We start from the raw sequence: 18,449 nt of genomic DNA on the forward strand, positions 1-18,449 counted from the left end.
CAGGTCAGAGCCGGCGCATATCCAGCAGCGGCATATTGCGCCGCACGGTCGCCAGCTTGTCGGCGCTGAGCTTCGCCACCAGCACCGCCTCGCCCTCGCCGGCCTCGGCGAGGATTTCCCCCCAGGGATCGATAATCACCGAATGCCCCCAGGTGCGCCGCTTCGGCGAGTGCTCGCCACCCTGGTTGGCGGCCACGACGAAACAGCCGTTTTCCACCGCCCGCGCCCGCAGCAGAGTCAGCCAGTGCGCCTGCCCGGTCACATAGGTAAAGGCCGCCGGTACCAGCAGCACCTCGGCACCGGCCAGCGCCAGCTGCCGGTAGAGTTCGGGAAAACGCAGGTCGAAGCAGATACTGAGGCCGAGGGTCGCCCAGGGTATATCGAGGGTGCAGGGATCGTCGCCGGGCTCGATACTGGCCGACTCCCGGTAGCTGCCGGCGGCGTCGGCGACCTCGACGTCGAACAAGTGGATCTTGTCGTAACGGGCGCGCAATTCCCCATGATTGTCATAGACCAGACTGGCGGAGCGCGTGCGCCCGCCCGGCACCGGCGCGCCGTCGGCCCGCTCGGCCAGCGGTACCGCGCCCGCCACCAGCCATATATCCAGTTCCGCCGCCCAGCGCTGCAGCGCCCACTGGATCGGATGGCGCTCCGCACTGGCCTCGCCGGTGCCGGCGAAGGGCTCCGCGGCCACCGCGCTGCCGCGGTCCGACAGATGGGCAAAATTCTCCGGTAACAGCACCAGCTGCGCGCCGCCGGCGGCCGCCTGCTGCAGCAGGCGATAGGCCTGCGCCAGATTGGCGGCGACCGAATTCCCGCTGATCATCTGCACCGCGGCGACACAAAAGTCCTGCACGACTGCTCCCTCGTCTTTCATTTGCACTGGCCCGATTTTGCCACGGCATGTGCGGAAGAGAAGCGCCGCAATTCGCGCATCAATTCCAGCAACGCCGGGACCCGCTTTGCATTTCTTTTGTCGGGCGGTCACTGGCACATGTCGCCGCTCGCCGCTACCATGGCCCGCCCTCGGCGACTAATCTTTTAGCTCAGCAGCACCGGCCGAGTTCACCCCCTCATTCCGCCATGCAGTACCAGAGCCGAATCTATGGAATCCATCGCCATTCCCGCCGAAAAGAAACCGCCGCGCTGGCTGGCGGTGTGGCTGGCGGCACTGGTGGCGCTGACCCCGTTTTCCATCGACAGCTACCTGCCGGCGATCCCGGCGATGGCCGAGGCACTGGATACCGCCGTGGCGCGGGTGCAGCACTCGGTGTCGAGTTTTCTGCTCGGCTTTGCCATCGGCCAGTTGTGTGGCGGGCCGCTGTCCGATCGCTGGGGCCGGCGATTGGTTGGCACCATCGGCCTGAGTATCTATATCGCCACTTCGATACTGGTGCTGTTCGCGGATCACGTGGACCAGCTGATTATCCTGCGCTTGTTCCAGGCCATTGGCGGCGGCTTCGCCACGGTGATCTGCGCGGCTATAGTGCGCGATCTGCACAGCGGCCGCGAGGCGGCCAAGATCATCTCGATGATCAGCACCATGATGCTGGTGGCACCGCTGATTGCGCCGGTAATCGGCTCGGTGCTGCTGGCCGGCGGCGGCTGGCAAAGTATTTTCGTATTCCTAATTCTGTACGCCACCGCCATGCTGGTGCTGGTGCGCTTCCTGCTGCCCGAGACGGTGTCGCGATTCTCCCGCGCGCGGCGCCAGCGCAAGCCCCTGCGCTCGGTGATCAACAGTTACGGTCAGGTGCTCGGCAACCGCCGCGCGCTGGGCTTTCTCGCCGCCCAGGCCTGCGTCAGTGGTTCGATGTTTATCTATATCACCACCGCACCTTTTGTTTTCATGAAGGTTTTCGAGGTGCCGGCGACACAGTTTCCGATCTATTTCGGTATTTGTGTGCTGGGGTTGATCTGCATGGTGCAGGTCAACATCCGCCTGCTGAACCTGTTCGAACCGCGTAATATCCTGCTGGCCGGCATACTGCTGCAGTTGCTGGGCTGCGGGCTGCTGCTGCTCGGAACATTGACGGGCGTCAAGGAGATAACTCTGTGGATGGTGCCGCTGGTGCTGGTGATGGCCTGTATCGGCATTACCGGGCCCAATGCCGCGGCCTGTTTTCTGGAGTTTTTCCCGCGGATAAGCGGTAGCGCCAACGCCCTGTATGGCGCCACCATCTTCATCACCGGTGGCATACTTGGCGGCATCGTCAACAGCCTGCACACGGGTACGCTGGTCCCTGTCGCCGGCGCCATGCTGGGTTGCGCGGTGGCGGCGCTGCTGGCGGCAGTATTCATCGCCCGCGCGTACGAGCCAATCGATGTCGCTGTGCCGGTCACCAAGCGCTATATCCCGCGCTGAGCCGCTCGGTTAACGGCCGCACTCACCCCTTCAGCAGACCCTCCGCGCGCATCGCCTTCTGCACAGCCGGCCGCGCGGCCACTCGCTGTTGGAAGGCGCGCAGCCTCGGCCAGCCCGACGTGTCGATTTTCTGTTGGTCGAGCCAGCCGGCGATGGTGAACAGGTAGGCATCGGCGATGGTAAAATCGTCGCCCATCAGGTAGTCGTGCTCGAGGCGTTGCTCGATAAAATCGAAGCGCCTGGCGATGATTTTCTTCGCCTGCGCCTTTTCTTCATCGCTGCCGTTCCAGAACAGCGGCACGAAGGCCTTGTGCACCTCGGCGGCGATGTAATTCAGCCATTCCAGCAAGCGGTAATGCGCGAGACTGCCGTATTCCGGTGCCAGGTTCGCATCCGGCTTCTGCTCGGCAATGAACTGCACTATGGCCGGCCCCTCCGTCAGAATCTCGCCCCCTTCCAGCTGCAGTGCCGGCACATGGCCCTTCGGGTTAATCTCGCAATAGTCGGCGCCGCTTTCCGTCTTGTGCTCGCCGAGATCCACCTTGCACAACTCCAGTTCGATACCGGCCTCGCAGGCGACGATATGGGGCGACAGGGAGCAGGCGCCGGGGGCGTAAAAGAGCTTCATCGGGATCCTCGCGATCGCAGTTGCAGGGCTTCCTGCAGTATAGGCGCGGGCTATTCGCCGATAGTTTTCAGCCGTCTGCGCGCGCGGCGGCATGCGCCTAAGGCGCGCTGCCTGATGTGATGTAGAGGAGTTATTGCGGTTTTCTTAACCGCGGTTGTGCGGTGCCGCGTAATCCAGTTCCGGGCCCTTCGGCACTATGCCGGTCGGATTGATATTCCCGTGACTGGCGTAGTAATGCGTCTTGATATGGTGGAAATCCACCGTGTCGGCGACCCCCGGCCACTGGTAGAGCTCCCGCACATAGCCCCACAGGTTCGGGTAGTCCGCAAGCCGCTTCTTGTTGCACTTGAAGTGGCCGTGGTAGACGGCGTCGAAGCGGATCAGCGTGGTGAACAGCCGCCAGTCGGCCTCGGTGATCCGCTCCCCGGTCAGATAGCGGTTGTCTGCCAGCCGCTGTTCCAACTGCTCCAGGGTGCTGAACAGTCGCTCGTAGGCGTGCTCGTAGGCGTCCTGGGACGTCGCGAAACCGGCCCGATAGACGCCATTGTTGATGGTTTCATAGACGACATCGTTAGTGGCATCGATATCGCCGCGCAGCAGCTCCGGATATAAATCCGCGTCGTTGCCGGTCAGGCCGTCAAAGGCGCTGTTGAACATGCGGATGATTTCCGACGACTCGTTGCTGACCACACGCTCGCGCTGCTTGTCCCACAGCAGCGGCACCGTTACGCGACCCGAGTATTTGGCGCGGTTGCGGGTATACAGTTGATGCAGATAGTCGGCGCCAAACAGGTGATCGCCACTGCTGCCCTCGTCGGTATTGAAGGTCCAGCCGTGTTCGCGCATGTAAGGACTCACTACGGAGACGCCGATATAGTCCGCCAGGCCTTTCAGCTGGCGAAAGATCAGCGTGCGGTGCGCCCAGGGGCAGGCCAGGGAAACATACAGGTGGTAGCGGTCTTTCTCCGCGGCGAAGCCGCCCTCACCGCTGGGGCCGGGGCTGCCGTCGGCGGTAATCCAGTTGCGCAGCTGTGCCGCCTCGCGCACGAACTCGCCGTGGCTCTTCTCAGTATCGTACCAGCGGTCCTGCCACTGGCCATTGACCAGTAGGCCCATAGCAATCTCCACACATTAGGAATGTTGTCGACAGGGAGTCGGAAAGGGCGCGGGCTGAACCCGCGCCTGAGGCGGCGCTTATTTGCCGCGCAGATAGTTGTCCAGGCTCAGCTTGCCGGCGCCGGCACAGGCGAGAATCAGGAAGCCACCGGCGATGGTGATATTTTTCATAAAGCTGATCATCTGCGCCTGGTCACCCGGCACATAGTGGAACAGCGCCGCGCTGGCGAAACAGAATACCGCGAGAGCCAGTGCCGCCCAGCGGGTGAAGAATCCGAGCAGTACCGCCAGGCCACCGCCCAGTTCGACCAGGATCACCAGCGGCAGCAGAATGCCCGGCACACCGGCAGATTCCATATAGCCCTGGGTGCCTTCGTAGCCGCCGATCTTGCTCCAGCCGGCGGATATAAAGATCAGGGACATCAGCACGCGGCCGAGCAGTTTGCCGAGATCGCAGTGGATTGGGTGAGTCATCGCTGAATCCTCGCTTGAGATCAGTTGGTCATTGATAGTGAAACTCCACCCAGTCTAGTTCTATTTTTTACGGAAAAAACCGCAAAAATTCGCGAATAGCTTTCGAATTTTTAAGAAATTGGCCTGCCAATCGACTCGGAAACTCACTCCAGCGGCGCCAGTCCGGCGCGCAGCGCCTCGATCAGGTAACCGGTCGCCGGACCGCAGCGGTCCACATCGGCATACACCAGGTAGACGGTGACATCCCGCTCCCAGGGGTCCTCGGTCTGCAGGGGCAGCACCCGGTCCGCGGACAGGGATTCGCGGATGCGTGTCTCCGGCAGCCAGGCGAAACCGAGGCCGCGCTCGATCAGCTCCAATGAGGTCTGCACATTGGTCACGGTGATGCGCTGATCGGAACTGAGCCAGCCGGAATCCTGGCGGTTCCTGATGGCCGAATCCCGCAGCACTATCTGCCGGCAGGCTTTCAAGTCCTTGCGCGCCACCGGCCGCCCCAGCTGGTGCAACGGGTGCTGCGGGTGGGCCACCGGCACGAAGCGCACCCGCGCCACCGGCTCACCGACGAACCCCTGGGGCACCCGCGCGCTGAGGATAAAATCTGCCTGCTGCTGGACCAGCAACTCCTCGGCGCCGGACAGCACCGTCTCGCGCACCTCGAGTCGGGTGTATGGAAACGCCTCGGCAAAATGCTCTATCGCATTGAACAGGCACTCGTAGTCGAAGATGACATCGACCGCCAGCGTCAGGGTGGCCTCCTCGCCGCCGGCGAGGCTGGTGGCGACGGACTCGAGCGCCTCGGCTTCGTCCAGCAGGCCGCCGGCGCGGGCCAGCAGGATCCGTCCGGCGTCGGTCAACTCGGCCTTGCGCCCGCGCACTTCCAACAGCGGCACGCCGAGAGTCTCCTGCAACTTGTGCACGGCGTGGTTAATGGAAGACTGGCTCTTGTGCACCGCCTGCGCCGCCTGGGAGAAGCCACCGTGTTCCACCACCGACTGGAACATCCGCCACTGTTCCAGGGTTACCTTGGCCATCTGCATTCCTCTTGCACTGTAAGGGTGGGCGCTCGAGCGAAAGTCGAAAACTCGTGCGCAAGCAGCTTATATAGCGCAACCCACCTATAGATTCGAATAAAAACAGCAATTTTTTGCCATTTTTAATCGAATTGATCGGCCTATACTGCGGACAAACGCACGAATGGAGGTGTTTATGGAGCAAATGTATAAGCGGCAACCGGGCGCCCGCCCGCTGCTGCGCGGTATCGGCAGCCAGGCTTCCGCGGACGGTGCCGGCGTCAGGATTCAGCGCGTGCCCGGATTCGACAGCCCGGACTTCAGCCCCTTTCTGATGCTGGACGAGATCCGCTCCGAGCGTGCCGACGACTATATCGCCGGCTTCCCGCCGCACCCGCACCGCGGAATAGAAACGCTGACCTACATGCTGAACGGCGAGTTCGAGCACCAGGACCACCTCGGCAATCGCGGTTCCGTTTCTTCCGGCGGCGCCCAGTGGATGCGCGCCGGGCGCGGCATCATCCACTCGGAGATGCCCGGGCAGGCGCCCGGCGGCATGCACGGCTTCCAGCTGTGGATCAATATGGCGGCCGCCAACAAGATGGACGATCCCACCTGGCGCGACATTCAGTCTGCAGAAATTCCCGAGCTGGCCCTGGATGGTGGCGAGAGTGTCAGTGAGGGCTCACTGATCCGCCTGATTGCCGGCACATGGCATATCGGCGGCGAGGAGCGAAACGCGCCATTGACCGATGCGGCCGCCGAGGCGGCAGTCGCGGATATCCGCCTGGCCGCCGGCGCCGAGGTACTGCTGCCGCTGCCGGCGGCGCACAGCGTGCTGGTGTATGTCTACGCGGGGGCGCTGGTGACCGAGCGCGGCACGATACCGCGCGGCAATATGCTGTTGTATGGCGCAGGAGAGGCGCTACAATTGCGCGCCCAAGCCCCGACAGAGGGCGAGGGAGCCGGCCTGCTGTGCCTGCATGGCCTGCCCCTGCGCGAACCCGTCGCCCACTATGGCCCCTTCGTGATGAACAGCCGCGAGGAAATCGAGCAGGCTCTGCGCGACTACAATAACGGCACCCTTACCGACTAGGCCTCCCGTTGGGGCCAGATCTGAGCACCCTGTGGGAGCCTGCAAGCAGGCTCCTACATTTGTCCTGTGGCATCCCCGAAATTCTTGAGAAGCGAGCTCGCACGCGCGATATGGAAGTCTATTACACCTTTTGTTTTCTGGCCGCGGTGTCGGTGTTTCTCGGATTCCTGAACCAGTATGTGCTGCGCGCACAGGCCACCATCGCCATCACCGCCGGCGCGCTGGCGCTGTCGCTGCTGGTCACCGGGCTGGGCAAACTGGGAATTGTCGAGCTGCGCGACTGGGCCGACCAGCTGCTGCCGCTGCTGAACCTCGAGGACCTGCTGCTGAAGGGCATGCTCGGCTTCCTGCTGTTCGCCGGCAGCCTGCACATCGACCTGCTGGCCCTGCGCAACCAGCGCCTGGAAATCGGCCTGCTCGCCATTGTCGGCACACTGATCTCCACCTTCGTGGTGGGGGGGCTGCTCTACTGGTTCCTGCAGCTGGTGGGTATGCCGGTAGCCTTCGTCTTCTGTCTGCTGTTCGGCGCGCTGATCTCGCCGACGGACCCGATCGCGGTACTGGCCATCATCAAGAGCCTCAAGGCGCCGGAACAGGTGTCAATCCAGGTGGAGGGCGAGTCACTGTTCAACGATGGCTTCGGCATCGTCGTCTTTGCGGTTATCTACGCGCTGGCGTTCGAGGGCGGCGAGCCGACATTCCCGGCGGTGGCCCACCTGTTTGCCGTTGAGGCGGTCGGCGGCGTGGTGCTCGGCCTGTTGATCGGCGGGCTGTTCCACTGGCTGATCTGCTGCACCAACGACCACAGCCTCGAGCTGTTGCTGACCCTGGTGATCCCGACGGCCGGTTTTTCCCTCGCCAACCTGCTCGGCGTCTCCGGCGCCCTGGCCATGGTGGTGAGCGGCATCATTATCGGCAACTTCACCCGCGAGCGCGGCTTCTCCCGGGTGAGCCAGCACGAGCTGGACAACTTCTGGAGCATTACCGAGGATTTCCTGAACGGCCTGCTGTTCCTGCTGGTGGGCCTGTTCCTGATTACCATCGACCTGCAGGCCTTTGACTACCTGCTGATGGTGGCCGGCATCGTTATCGTGCTGCTGGCCCGCACGCTGGCGGTCACGGTGCCATTTACGATCCTGAAGCGATTCCGCCGCTACCATCCGTACACCGAGCGCATATTGATCTGGGGCGGCCTGCGCGGCGGCCTGGCGCTGGCGCTGGCGATGTCGATTCCGGCGGGCCATGCCTTTATCCAGGGCCAGGACCTGCGCCACCTCTGGGTCGTGATGACCTACGGCGTGGTACTCTTTTCGATCGTAGTGCAGGGCTCCACCATCGCGCCGCTGATCCGCCGCAGCCGCGAGTTCGCCGAACCGGAGACCGCGGCGGAACCGGCCTGAGGCCTGTTTCCGACTAACAAACGACACCAATCTCATGGAACACACCAGTTACCTGCTGCAGGCGGTCATCTATCTGGCCGCGGCGGTGATCTCCGTGCCCATCGCCACCCGCCTCGGCCTGGGGTCGGTGCTCGGCTACCTGCTCGCCGGCGTAGCCATCGGCCCCCATGCGCTGGGCCTGGTCGGCGATGCCAGCGACGAGATGCACGTGGCCGAATTCGGGGTGGCGCTGATGCTGTTCCTGATCGGGCTGGAACTGCAGCCGCGCAAGCTGTGGCAGATGCGCGGGGCCATCCTCGGCACCGGCTCCGCCCAGGTGCTGCTCACCGCCGCCGCGGTGGCAGCGCTGGCACTGCTGCTGTACGAGGAGAGCTGGCGCGCGGCGCTGGCCATCGGCCTGATACTGGCGCTGTCGTCGACGGCAATCGTGTTGCAGTCACTGAGCGAGAAGGGACTGCTGAAAACCCAGGGCGGGCGCAGCGCCTTCGCCGTACTGCTGTTCCAGGACATTGCGGTGATCCCCATTCTGGCGCTGCTGCCGCTGCTGGCCACGACCCCGGTGGCAGGCGCCGTCACCGGCCTCACCGGCTGGCGCTACGCGCTGGCGGTGATCGGTACCATCGTCGCCTTCGCCGTCGCCGGGCGCTATCTGCTCGGGCCGCTGCTGCGCCTGGTCGCCGGCAGCCAGGTGCGGGAGATGTTCACGGTCACCTCACTGCTGATCGTCATCGGTGCGGCCGCCATTATGAGCGGGCTGCACCTGTCGCCGGCGCTCGGAACCTTCCTCGCCGGCGTTCTGCTCGCCGAGAGCGAGTTCCGCCACGAACTGGAGGCGGACATAGAGCCGTTCAAAGGGCTGCTGCTCGGTATCTTCTTTATCGCCGTCGGCGCCAACCTGAACTTCAACCTGATCGCCGAGTACCCGCTGCTGCTGCTCGGCCTGGTGCTGCTGCTGGTGGCGGTCAAGTTCGCGGTGCTGTTTGCGCTGGCGCGCACCATCGGCATGTCGCGGGGCGAGGACTGGTTGTTCGCCCTGTCGCTGGCGCAGGCGGGCGAGTTCGGCTTCGTGCTGGTGTCCTTCGCCAGCCAGAACAACGTGCTCGACAGCACCGCCGGCAACCTGCTGATCGCCGTGATTGCGCTGTCGATGGCGCTGACGCCGATTCTGCTGCTGATCTACGAACAGTTTATCCAGCAGCGCTTTATACGCGGCGCGGAAAGCGCAGGGGAGCGCGAGGAGGAGCCGCCGGTGGACAGCGGATCGCCGGTGATCATCGTCGGTTACGGGCGCTTCGGCCAGATTGCCGGGCGCCTGCTGAATGCCTGTGGCTTCGACACCACCCTGCTGGAACGCAATGCAGAACAGCTGGACCTGGTGCGTCGCTACGGCATCAAGGCCTACTACGGCGACGCCTCCCGCGAAGACCTGCTGCACGCTGCCGGTGCGGAAAACGCGCGCCTGGTGATCCTGACTCTCAGCGACCAGGCGGCGTCGCTGGAAATCGTCGCGCAGCTGCGCAAGCATTTCCCACACGTGACCATACTGGCGCGGGCGCGCAACCGTATGCACCAGTATGCGCTGATGGAGGCCGGCGTAAAATATATCTTCCGCGAGACGGTGGATTCGGCGCTGTCCATCGGCGAGTGCGCACTGCAACTACTGGGCCTGAGCCCGCTGCAGGCGCGGCGCGCGGCGCGCAAGTTCAAGCAGCACGACCAGCGCATGCTGGAATCGCTGTTTCCCTACTGGCGCGACGAGTCGCAACATATCGCGCAGACGAAGATCTACCGCGAACAGTTGCTGCAGGCGCTGCGCGAGGACAGGCGCGACAAGGACCTGCACCTGGATCACCACTGGGAGGACTCCCGCCCGGGGCTCTAGGTAAACGCGCGGCCGTCACTAGTCTTCGCTGCGCAGGCTCGCCTCTATCAGGTCCACCTCCAGCACCAGTTTGCGGTGCAGCTCATCGTCGATCTGCCGCTCGATGCGCAGGCGAAAAAGCTGATCGCGCTCGGCGGCAAGGGCATCCAGGTGGAACTCGCGCTCGCTGCGCGCCAGCATCCACACGCGCTGCTGCCGGTTGCTGTCGCCGCGGGCCAGGCGCCGGCGGTAGAGATCCAGCAGGTAGTCCAGCGCCTCGCGTTCGACTTCGGCGGCTTCATCTTTCTCCTCTATGCCGTCGCGCAGGGCCTGCAACCGGCTCAAAGCGGCCCGTGCCGCAGCCACGCGCGCACCGCGCTCGTCGCCGATCTCCGCCATTTGCGGTCTTGCCGGCAGGCGCCGCACCAGTGGCGGCAGGGTGAAACTGGCCAGCAGCAGCGACGTCAGTATGACGCCCATCGCAATGACCACCGCCAGTTCGCGCGCGGGAAAGCCGCTGCCATCCGGTAACAGCAGCGGCAGCGACAGGACGCCGGCCAGGGTGACGGCACCGCGCACCCCAGCCAGTGCGGTCACCGTTACCAGCAGCAACCGCTCTCTCGTGTCGGGGATTTCCCGGCGGATCCGCGTCAGATATAGGGATACCCAAACCCAGACAAAGCGCAGTATCAGCAGGGCAGCGGTAATCGCGATCACATACAGCAGCACCGTCCAGTCGCTGGCCGCGGCGCTGAGGCGTGCCGGTCCCAGATACGCATTCAGGATGCGCACCAGCTGTTCCCCCAGCAGCACGAAGATGACACCGTTCAGTACGTCCTGCACGGTATTCCAAACCGCCTGGCGCTCCATGCGCGTGGCGGAGAGTTCGGGGCCGCGCAGGTTCACATACTGGGTGGCGATTCCCCCTGTGGCCGCCGCCAGAATGCCGGAACCGCCAAGATGTTCCGACGCCAGATAGGCGGCAAAGGGCACCAGCAGGCTCACCAGTATCTCTATGCCGGTGTCCTCCCCGCCGAGGCGGCCGAGCCCGCGCAACGCATAGGCGCAGGCCAGGGCCACGCCGACACCGATCGCGACGCCGGCGGCCACCATCCACACAAAGCCAGCCGCCGTCTGCGCCAGGGAAAAGCTGCCACTCACCACCGCCACGACCGCGAAGCGGAAGACATCGAGCCCCGAGGCATCGTTGAGGAGTGCCTCGCCCTGCAGCACATGCCGCAGGCGCGGCGGCAGCGGGGTACTGCCGCGGACGGCGGCCAGTGCCACCGGATCCGTCGGGGCCAGAATCGCCGCGACCGCAAAGCAGACCGCCAGCGGCATGGCCGGCACCAGCCAGTGGATAAACGGTGCCATGCCCACCACGGTGAAAAGCACCAGGCCCACCGCCAGCGTCAGGATCGGGCGCAGGTCGCGAAAAAATGCCCCCTTGGGAATACGCCAGCCATCCAGGAACAGCAGCGGCGGGATAAACAGCAGGAAGAAAATTTCCGGATCCAGCGGAATCTTCACGCCGAACACACTGCCGAGCAGCACGCCGGTGGCGATCTGTATTAGCGGCAGAGGCAGACGCCGCGGCAGCACGCGCGCGATTATGCCGCTGAAGGTCACAGCAACCAGGAGCAGCAGGGCGACGGCAACGTAGTGCATGGCGCGCTATATCCGCGTCAAGGCGTATTCAGCGGCAGCGGAATCGGCGGATACAAACCGTCGAATTGCTGGCCTCGAAGTGGGCAGCGGCAGGGGGACTTCAACGGGACACTCGCTGTAACTCGACGGACTTACAGCGAGTATAGAAAAGCGGAAACCTGTGAATAGGTGTGCGCGAGTTGACCGGTGATTACTCGAACATATCCGGCTGTTCGGCGCAAATCACGCTGTATAACGGCTGAAAACTGAAAAGTCCGGCCAGTTCGGTACCCACCACCGCGCGGGTGCGTATCGCCACCTCCGGCTCTATCAGTATCGGGTCGCCGGCGGCCTCGGCCAGCAGCTGCGCCTGGCAGCTGCGCTCCATGGTGATATACCACCAGGCGGCCTCTTCCACGGACTTGCCGACCGTGAGCAGGCCGTGGTTCTGCAGTATCAGTGCCTTCCTGTTGCCGAGCGCCTGCGCCAGCGCTTCGCCTTCACCCATTTCCAGCACCACGCCCGAGAAGGTATCGAGCAGGCCGTGGTCGCCGAAGAAGGCACAGGCGTCCTGGGTGATCGGATCCAGCAGCCGGCCTAGAGACGACCAGGCCTTACCGTACAGGGAGTGGGCGTGGGCGGCCGCAATCACATCCGGGCGCAAACGGTGAATGTGGGAGTGGATCGTAAACGCGGCGCCGTTCAGGTAACCGTCGCCCTCGACCACGTCGCCGTTGTGATTGACCAGCAGCAGTTGCGACATGCGCAGCTGCTTGAAGGACACACCCATTGGATTGACCCAGAAGTGGTCCTCCAACTCGGGATCGCGCACGGTGATATGGCCCGCCACGCCCTCGTCGAAACCGAATTTGCCAAACAGGCGGAAGGCCGCGGTGAGCTTTCTCTTGCGCTCCTCCCGCACCTTCTCCGGCGGCTGCCAGGGCTCACCGAGCAGCACACTGACATCGCCATTCATTACCGCAGTATTGATATCCGCCATTTTTCTTGTTTTTTCCGCAGTGGCCATTACCCGAGCCTCATATCGCCAGAACCGCCGAAGGTTCCTTATAGCACGTTGTTCGACTTTTGAGCGAGAGGAGGCGCCACTAGTCCGTCCCGGGCAAGGCCTGCGCCAGATGATCGAGCAGTAGCCGCACTTTCGGCGACAGAAAGCGGTTTTGCGGGTAGATGGCCCAGATACCCTCATCCGCACGGCGGAAGTTCTCCAGTACCGCGACCAGTGCGCCGGATTGCAGGTACCGCTGCACATAGAAATCCGGCAGCTGCACCAGTCCCATACCCTTCAGCGTCGCGTCCAGCAGCGCCCAGCCGCTGTTGCAGCGCAGGCTGCCGCCGACGCGGATATCCCGCGATTTACCGCCCTCCTGGAAGCGCCAGTCGTCCAGGGTGCCGCGCAGGCAGTTGTGCCGCTCCAGTTCCGACAGGCTGTGCGGCTCCCCGTATCTGGAAAGGTATTCCGGCGACCCACAGACATACAGGGTGCGCGAGGCGAGGCGCTTGGCCATCAGGCTGGAGTCCTTCAGGCGCCCCAGGCGCACGGCCAGGTCGTAACCCTCGGCCACCAGGTCCAGCTGCTGATTGGTCAGCTGCAGCTCCACCTCAAGTTCCGGATAGCGGACCGCGAAATCGTTCAGCAGCGGCGCTATGGTTTTTTCCCCGAAAGCCACCGGCGCGGTCAGCCGCAGCCTGCCCCTGGGCACCTGCTGCTGACGGGTCACGGCCAGCTCCGCCTCCTGTAGGCCGTCCAGCGCCTGGCGGCATAGCCGGTAGTAGACCTGCCCAAGTTCAGTGACCGTCACCTTCCGCGTGGTGCGATAGAGCAGTTTCGTCCCCAGCCGGCCCTCCAGTGCGCTGACCTGGCGGCTGACCTGCGCCGTGGAGATATCGAGGCGCGCGGCTGCGGCGGTGAAACTGCCCTGTTCAACCACCGCGACGAACTCGCTGACCCCTTCCCAGTTCTGCACCGACCCTCCGCGCGGCTTCGACCGCCATTGTTACCAGCATGGAAAAGTGATTTTACATTTTGCCAGATTATCTCTCACCGGTATCAAACTAAACTGGCGCCCGTTTCCCGCGGCCAGTGCCGCAACCCAATCCTGTCGAGGAGTAGCCGATGACCAAGATGATCAAATCCAAAGCCGCCGTGGCCTGGGGCCCGGGGCAACCGCTGTCGATCGAAGAGGTGGACGTGATGCCGCCGCAGGCCGGCGAGGTGCTGGTGCGCGTGGTCGCTTCCGGCGTCTGCCACACCGATGCGTTTACCCTGTCCGGCGACGACCCGGAGGGCGTCTTCCCGGCGATCCTCGGCCACGAGGGTGGCGGCATCGTCGAGGCTGTGGGCAAGGGCGTGACCAGCGTCGCGGTGGGCGACCACGTAATTCCGCTGTACACGCCCGAATGCGGCGAGTGTAAGTTCTGCAGGTCCGGCAAGACCAACCTGTGCCAGAAAATCCGCGAGACCCAGGGCAGGGGCCTGATGCCGGACGGCACCACACGTTTCTATAAGGATGGCAAGCCCATCTACCACTACATGGGCTGCTCCACCTTCTCCGAGTACACGGTACTGCCGGAGATCTCCCTGGCCAGGGTAAACAAGGCCGCGCCACTGGAGGAGATCTGCTTGCTCGGCTGCGGAGTCACCACCGGCATGGGCGCGGTCATGAACACCGCCAAGGTGGAGAAGGGCGCCACCGTGGCCATCTTCGGCCTCGGCGGTATCGGCCTGTCGGCGATTATCGGCGCCGCCATGGCGGGGGCCGGGCGCATCATCGCGATCGATATCAACGAGCGTAAATTCGAGCTGGCGCGCAAACTCGGCGCCACCGACTGCATCAACCCGACCAAGTACGACAAGCCGGTCCAGGAAGTCATCGTCGAGATGACCGACGGCGGCGTGGACTACTCCTTCGAGTGCATCGGCAACGTCAATGTGATGCGCAGCGCGTTGGAGTGCTGCCACAAGGGCTGGGGCGAATCGGTGATCATCGGCGTCGCCGGCGCCGGCCAGGAAATCTCCACGCGCCCCTTCCAGCTGGTGACCGGCCGCGTGTGGAAGGGCTCCGCCTTTGGCGGCGTCAAGGGTCGCTCGGAGCTGCCCGAATACGTCGAGCGCTATATGAAAGGCGAGTTCAGGCTGTACGACTTCATCACCCACACCATGGGCCTGGAGGATGTCAACAAGGCCTTCGAGCTGATGCACAAGGGCGAGAGCATCCGCACCGTGATCCACTTCGACAAGTAATGGTGCCACCGCCCGCTCCTTCGCCTCCTTTTCCGGAGCGGGCGGCCAACCTTTGGAGGGTCTGATGACCATCGAAAACCTGAGCAGCAACAAGAGTTTCGACGGCTGGCACAAGCAGTACAGCCACCACTCGGACACCCTCGGCTGCGCTATGCGCTTCGCCATCTACCTGCCGCCACAGGCCAGTGCGAGTCAGCGGGTGCCGGTGCTCTACTGGCTGTCCGGGCTCACCTGCACGGATGAAAACTTTATGCAGAAGGCCGGCGCGCAGCGGGTCGCTGCCCAGCTGGGTATGGCCATAGTGGCGCCGGACACCAGCCCCAGGGGTGACGCGGTGGCAGACGACGACGGCTACGACTTGGGCCAGGGCGCCGGCTTCTATGTCAACGCCACCCGGGAGCCGTGGAAGCGCCACTACCGGATGTACGACTATGTGCTGGACGAACTGCCGACGCTGGTGGAGTCCAACTTCCCGGTCAGCGACAGGCGCGCCATCGCCGGCCACTCGATGGGCGGCCACGGCTCTCTGGTGCTGGCGCTGCGCAATCCCGATCGCTACACATCGGTATCAGCCTTCAGCCCGATCGCCAACCCGTCCAACTGCCCCTGGGGCCGCAAGGCGTTAACCGCCTACCTGGGCGGGGACGCCGCCCGCTGGGCCGACTACGATGCCAGCCTGCTGATGTGCCGGGCGCAGGATGGCGTGCCGGCGCTGGTCGACCAGGGCGACGCCGACGAGTTTGTCGCCGAGCAACTGAAGCCGGAGACGCTGGAGGCCGCGGCCGCCGCCAGCGGCTATCCGCTGCAGCTGCACCGCCGCGATGGCTACGATCACAGCTACTTTTTCGTCGCCAGCTTTATCGAGCAGCACCTGCGGTTTCACGCCCGACACCTGGGTCTCTAGCGCCGCTTACTCCACCGTCACCGACTTGGCCAGGTTGCGCGGCTGGTCCACGTCGGTACCCTTCAGCAGTGCCACGTGGTAGCTGAGCAATTGCAGCGGCACCGTGTACAGGATCGGTGCTAGGCTCTCCGGCGCATCCGGTACCTCCACCACGGTGACGCCCGCCTCGCTGGTGAAACCGGCCTGGGGACTGGCGAACACGAACAGCTGGCCGCCGCGGGCACGCACCTCCTGCAGGTTGGATTTGAGTTTCTCCAGCAGCTCGTTATTCGGCGCCACGACGATTACCGGCATATCCGCATCCACCAGTGCCAGCGGGCCGTGCTTCAGCTCGCCGGCCGGGTAGGCCTCGGCGTGGATATAGGAGATCTCCTTCAGCTTCAGCGCGCCCTCGAGGGCGATCGGGTACTCGACACCGCGGCCGAGGAACAGCGCGTGGTGCTTCTCGGCGAAGGCCTCGCTGGTGTCCTGCACCAGCTGGTCCAGGCCGGTGAACTGCTCCATCAGCCCGGGGAGCTGGTGCAGCGCCTGTACCAGCTCCGCCTCGCGCGCAGCACTGAGGCCGTTGACCTTGGCCAGCGCGATACAGAACAGCTGCAGCGCCACCAGCTGGGTGGTGAAGGCCTTGGTGGAGGCGACACCGATCTCCGGACCCGCCTCGGTCATCAGCGACAGCTCCGATTCCCGCACCAGCGAACTGTTCGGTACGTTGCAGATGGTCATCGACGCCAGGTAGCCGAGCTCCTTGGCCTGGCGCAGGGCGGCTAGGGTATCCGCCGTCTCGCCGGACTGGGAAATCGTCACGAACAGGGTGCCCGGGCGCACCGCCGTCTTGCGGTAACGGATTTCGCTGGCGACCTCGACGGAGCAGGGGATACCGGCCCAGTCCTCCAGCCAGTAGCGCGCCACCAGGCCGGCGTGGTAGCTGGTGCCGCAGGCGACTATCTGCACCTGTTTTACTTCCGGCAGTATCTCGTGGGCGCGGGCACCCAGTGCTTCGGACAGCACCGACTTGTCGCCGAGTCGGCCGGCCAGGGTGGCTTCTACAACCGCCGGCTGCTCGAAGATCTCCTTCTGCATATAGTGGCGATAGCGGCCCTTGTCGGCCGCATCGTGGCCGCCGTCCAGCTTGTGCACCGGGCGGCTGACTTCCTCGCCCTGCTTGTCGCGCACGGCGATGCCGGCGCGGCTGATTTCGGCCACATCACCTTCCTCGAGGAAGATAAAGCGGTCGGTCACCTGGCGCAGGGCCATGGGATCGGAGGCGATAAAGTTCTCCTCGATGCCGACGCCCACCACCAGCGGGCTGCCGGAGCGGGCACAGACCAGCTTTTCCGGCTCGTCGGCGCTGATCACACCGAGCGCGTAGGCGCCGTGCAGCCTTTCGGTGGCGGCGGTGACCGCGGTCAGCAGATCGCGGCCGCCGGCCACCAGCGAGTGGACCAGGTGCACCACCACCTCGGTATCGGTATCCGAGGCGAACTGGTAGCCCCGGTCCTGCAGTTCCGCGCGCAGCGGCTGGTGGTTCTCGATAATGCCGTTGTGCACCAGCGCTATCTGGCCGGACACATGCGGGTGGGCGTTTTTGTCCGACGGGGCGCCGTGGGTGGCCCAGCGGGTGTGGGCGATGCCCAGCTGGCCGGCGGCCGGCGCGGCGGCGAGCCTGGCTTCCAGGTCCGCCACCTTGCCCTGGCTCTTGCGCAACTGCAGCTGGCTGTCGCCGTCCACCAGGCAGACACCGGCGGAGTCATAGCCGCGGTACTCCAGGCGCCGCAGTCCTTCCAGCAGTATTTCATTCACGTTGCGCTGGGCCAGCGCGCCGACTATTCCACACATCGTATTAACCTCTATTATTCCTCAAAAAATATAGCGCCAGCCCCCGCCAGCCGTATTTCAAGCTAGGCGTGAGCACTCACTTCGGCGCAGATAACGCGCACGCCGAGAGACTCCAGCTGCCGGCGCGTGTTTTCGTCCAGGCCGCTGTCGGTCACCAGCATATTTACCTGTTCCCAGGGCAGCTCCAGATTCGGGATACGGCGACCGACCTTGCTCGACTCCGCCAGCACCACCACTTCCCGCGCCACTTCCGCCATCACCCGCGACAGGCCGATCTGCTCGTTGAAGGTGCAGGTACCGCGCTCCAGGTCGATGCCGTCGGCGCCGATAAAGGCGCGGTCGAAGTCGTAGCCGCGCAGTACCTGCTCGGCCACCCGGCCCTGAAACGCCTCGAAATGCGGATCCCAGGTGCCGCCGGTCATCAGCAGGGTGGGTTCGTTTTCCAGTTCGCGCAGCGCATTGGCCACGTGCAGGGAGTTGGTCATCACCACCAGGCCGCGCTTGCGCTCCAGCTCCGGGATCATTGCCGCGGTGGTGCGACCGTAGTCGATCACTATGCGGTGGTGATCCGGGATCAGCGCGGCGGCGGCGCGGCCGATGGCGCGCTTGACCTCTGACGGCGCCTCCTCGACCACCAGCTCGCGCGGCACCGGGATGGCGCCGCCGTGACGGCGCAGCAGCAGTCCGTGATTCTCCATCGCGGTCAGATCCTTTCGGATCGTAACTTCGGAGGTTTCGAACTGCCGCGCCAGTTGTTCCACACTGGCCTCACCCGCGTCATTGAGCAGGGCCAGTATTTGATGGCGGCGTTGCTGGGTGTTGCGTTTCGACATGGCACTTTAACTTTCGC

Annotated in this window: 16 protein-coding genes; 6 read left to right on the forward strand and 10 right to left on the reverse strand. The window is 64.3% G+C overall.

Features of this window, described 5'->3' with window-relative positions:
* Window positions 1–4: 4 nt before the first annotated feature.
* Entirely contained in the window at window positions 5–877 is an 873-nt protein-coding gene (locus tag BUC36_RS09340) for a carbon-nitrogen hydrolase family protein (protein WP_073273958.1), read from the reverse strand.
* A 228-nt stretch (window positions 878–1,105) separates the two neighbouring features.
* On the opposite strand from BUC36_RS09340, the gene BUC36_RS09345 reads away from it, so the two are divergent.
* Window positions 1,106–2,365 carry a multidrug effflux MFS transporter gene (locus BUC36_RS09345; RefSeq protein ID WP_073273959.1) on the forward strand — a complete coding sequence of 420 codons (1,260 nt, stop codon included), beginning with the start codon at window positions 1,106–1,108 and terminating at the stop codon, window positions 2,363–2,365.
* Between the two features lie 22 nt (window positions 2,366–2,387).
* Here BUC36_RS09345 and gstA read toward each other — a convergent pair whose 3' ends face one another.
* The 4 genes from gstA to BUC36_RS09365 all read right to left on the reverse strand — a co-directional run bounded on the left by gstA (window position 2,388) and on the right by BUC36_RS09365 (window position 5,614).
* Window positions 2,388–2,993, reverse strand: coding sequence for a glutathione transferase GstA (gene gstA / locus BUC36_RS09350; protein ID WP_073273960.1), 606 nt, complete (start codon window positions 2,991–2,993; stop codon window positions 2,388–2,390).
* 144 nt (window positions 2,994–3,137) lie between these two features.
* The gene (locus BUC36_RS09355) at window positions 3,138–4,109 is read right to left on the reverse strand and encodes a glutathione S-transferase family protein (RefSeq protein ID WP_073273961.1); all 972 of its coding nucleotides are present in this window, start codon (window positions 4,107–4,109) and stop codon (window positions 3,138–3,140) included.
* 78 nt (window positions 4,110–4,187) lie between these two features.
* Window positions 4,188–4,583: a DoxX family protein gene (locus BUC36_RS09360; protein ID WP_073273963.1), complete on the reverse strand. Its 396-nt coding sequence runs from the start codon at window positions 4,581–4,583 to the stop codon at window positions 4,188–4,190.
* A 143-nt stretch (window positions 4,584–4,726) separates the two neighbouring features.
* Window positions 4,727–5,614, reverse strand: a complete 888-nt coding sequence (locus tag BUC36_RS09365) for a LysR family transcriptional regulator (RefSeq protein WP_073274794.1) — start codon at window positions 5,612–5,614, stop codon at window positions 4,727–4,729.
* Window positions 5,615–5,789: 175 nt separating this feature from the next.
* Between BUC36_RS09365 and BUC36_RS09370 the strand changes: the two genes are divergently transcribed.
* The 3 genes from BUC36_RS09370 to BUC36_RS09380 all read left to right on the forward strand — a co-directional run bounded on the left by BUC36_RS09370 (window position 5,790) and on the right by BUC36_RS09380 (window position 9,971).
* Window positions 5,790–6,689 carry a pirin family protein gene (locus BUC36_RS09370; RefSeq protein WP_234994935.1) on the forward strand — a complete coding sequence of 300 codons (900 nt, stop codon included), beginning with the start codon at window positions 5,790–5,792 and terminating at the stop codon, window positions 6,687–6,689.
* A gap of 110 nt (window positions 6,690–6,799) precedes the next feature.
* A complete protein-coding gene (locus BUC36_RS09375) occupies window positions 6,800–8,089 on the forward strand; it encodes a cation:proton antiporter (RefSeq protein ID WP_073273964.1) in 1,290 nt (429 codons plus the stop codon).
* Window positions 8,090–8,123: 34 nt separating this feature from the next.
* On the forward strand, window positions 8,124–9,971 hold the full coding sequence (locus tag BUC36_RS09380; RefSeq protein WP_073273965.1) for a monovalent cation:proton antiporter-2 (CPA2) family protein: 1,848 nt from the start codon (window positions 8,124–8,126) through the stop codon (window positions 9,969–9,971).
* Between the two features lie 18 nt (window positions 9,972–9,989).
* Here BUC36_RS09380 and BUC36_RS09385 read toward each other — a convergent pair whose 3' ends face one another.
* The 3 genes from BUC36_RS09385 to BUC36_RS09395 all read right to left on the reverse strand — a co-directional run bounded on the left by BUC36_RS09385 (window position 9,990) and on the right by BUC36_RS09395 (window position 13,582).
* A complete protein-coding gene (locus tag BUC36_RS09385) occupies window positions 9,990–11,618 on the reverse strand; it encodes a Na+/H+ antiporter (RefSeq protein WP_073273966.1) in 1,629 nt (542 codons plus the stop codon).
* Between the two features lie 190 nt (window positions 11,619–11,808).
* Window positions 11,809–12,573, reverse strand: a complete 765-nt coding sequence (locus BUC36_RS09390) for a class II aldolase/adducin family protein (protein WP_073274798.1) — start codon at window positions 12,571–12,573, stop codon at window positions 11,809–11,811.
* 130 nt (window positions 12,574–12,703) lie between these two features.
* Entirely contained in the window at window positions 12,704–13,582 is an 879-nt protein-coding gene (locus tag BUC36_RS09395; RefSeq protein WP_073273967.1) for a LysR substrate-binding domain-containing protein, read from the reverse strand.
* Window positions 13,583–13,731: 149 nt separating this feature from the next.
* Here BUC36_RS09395 and BUC36_RS09400 point away from each other — a divergent pair, with 149 nt between their 5' ends.
* Together BUC36_RS09400 and fghA are read left to right on the forward strand one after the other, a co-directional pair.
* Window positions 13,732–14,859 carry an S-(hydroxymethyl)glutathione dehydrogenase/class III alcohol dehydrogenase gene (locus BUC36_RS09400; RefSeq protein ID WP_073273969.1) on the forward strand — a complete coding sequence of 376 codons (1,128 nt, stop codon included), beginning with the start codon at window positions 13,732–13,734 and terminating at the stop codon, window positions 14,857–14,859.
* 64 nt (window positions 14,860–14,923) lie between these two features.
* Window positions 14,924–15,763, forward strand: coding sequence for an S-formylglutathione hydrolase (gene fghA / locus BUC36_RS09405; RefSeq protein WP_073274800.1), 840 nt, complete (start codon window positions 14,924–14,926; stop codon window positions 15,761–15,763).
* 6 nt (window positions 15,764–15,769) lie between these two features.
* Here fghA and glmS read toward each other — a convergent pair whose 3' ends face one another.
* Window positions 15,770–17,599, reverse strand: a complete 1,830-nt coding sequence (gene glmS, locus BUC36_RS09410; protein WP_073273971.1) for a glutamine--fructose-6-phosphate transaminase (isomerizing) — start codon at window positions 17,597–17,599, stop codon at window positions 15,770–15,772.
* 62 nt (window positions 17,600–17,661) lie between these two features.
* Window positions 17,662–18,432, reverse strand: coding sequence for a DeoR/GlpR family DNA-binding transcription regulator (locus BUC36_RS09415; protein ID WP_073273973.1), 771 nt, complete (start codon window positions 18,430–18,432; stop codon window positions 17,662–17,664).
* Between the last annotated feature and the right edge of the window lie 17 nt (window positions 18,433–18,449).

The sequence above is a fragment of the Microbulbifer donghaiensis genome (assembly GCF_900129095.1).
Classification (GTDB): domain Bacteria; phylum Pseudomonadota; class Gammaproteobacteria; order Pseudomonadales; family Cellvibrionaceae; genus Microbulbifer; species Microbulbifer donghaiensis.

Bases quoted from the DNA above. Each gene is read 5' to 3' on its own strand.
- BUC36_RS09340 (WP_073273958.1), bottom strand. From the start codon at position 877: ATGAAAGACGAGGGAGCAGTCGTGCAGGACTTTTGTGTCGCCGCGGTG.
- BUC36_RS09345 (WP_073273959.1), top strand. From the start codon at position 1,106: ATGGAATCCATCGCCATTCCCGCCGAAAAGAAACCGCCGCGCTGGCTG.
- gstA (WP_073273960.1), bottom strand. From the start codon at position 2,993: ATGAAGCTCTTTTACGCCCCCGGCGCCTGCTCCCTGTCGCCCCATATC.
- BUC36_RS09355 (WP_073273961.1), bottom strand. From the start codon at position 4,109: ATGGGCCTACTGGTCAATGGCCAGTGGCAGGACCGCTGGTACGATACT.
- BUC36_RS09360 (WP_073273963.1), bottom strand. From the start codon at position 4,583: ATGACTCACCCAATCCACTGCGATCTCGGCAAACTGCTCGGCCGCGTG.
- BUC36_RS09365 (WP_073274794.1), bottom strand. From the start codon at position 5,614: ATGGCCAAGGTAACCCTGGAACAGTGGCGGATGTTCCAGTCGGTGGTG.
- BUC36_RS09370 (WP_234994935.1), top strand. From the start codon at position 5,790: ATGGAGCAAATGTATAAGCGGCAACCGGGCGCCCGCCCGCTGCTGCGC.
- BUC36_RS09375 (WP_073273964.1), top strand. From the start codon at position 6,800: ATGGAAGTCTATTACACCTTTTGTTTTCTGGCCGCGGTGTCGGTGTTT.
- BUC36_RS09380 (WP_073273965.1), top strand. From the start codon at position 8,124: ATGGAACACACCAGTTACCTGCTGCAGGCGGTCATCTATCTGGCCGCG.
- BUC36_RS09385 (WP_073273966.1), bottom strand. From the start codon at position 11,618: ATGCACTACGTTGCCGTCGCCCTGCTGCTCCTGGTTGCTGTGACCTTC.
- BUC36_RS09390 (WP_073274798.1), bottom strand. From the start codon at position 12,573: ATGAATGGCGATGTCAGTGTGCTGCTCGGTGAGCCCTGGCAGCCGCCG.
- BUC36_RS09400 (WP_073273969.1), top strand. From the start codon at position 13,732: ATGACCAAGATGATCAAATCCAAAGCCGCCGTGGCCTGGGGCCCGGGG.
- fghA (WP_073274800.1), top strand. From the start codon at position 14,924: ATGACCATCGAAAACCTGAGCAGCAACAAGAGTTTCGACGGCTGGCAC.
- glmS (WP_073273971.1), bottom strand. From the start codon at position 17,599: ATGTGTGGAATAGTCGGCGCGCTGGCCCAGCGCAACGTGAATGAAATA.
- BUC36_RS09415 (WP_073273973.1), bottom strand. From the start codon at position 18,432: ATGTCGAAACGCAACACCCAGCAACGCCGCCATCAAATACTGGCCCTG.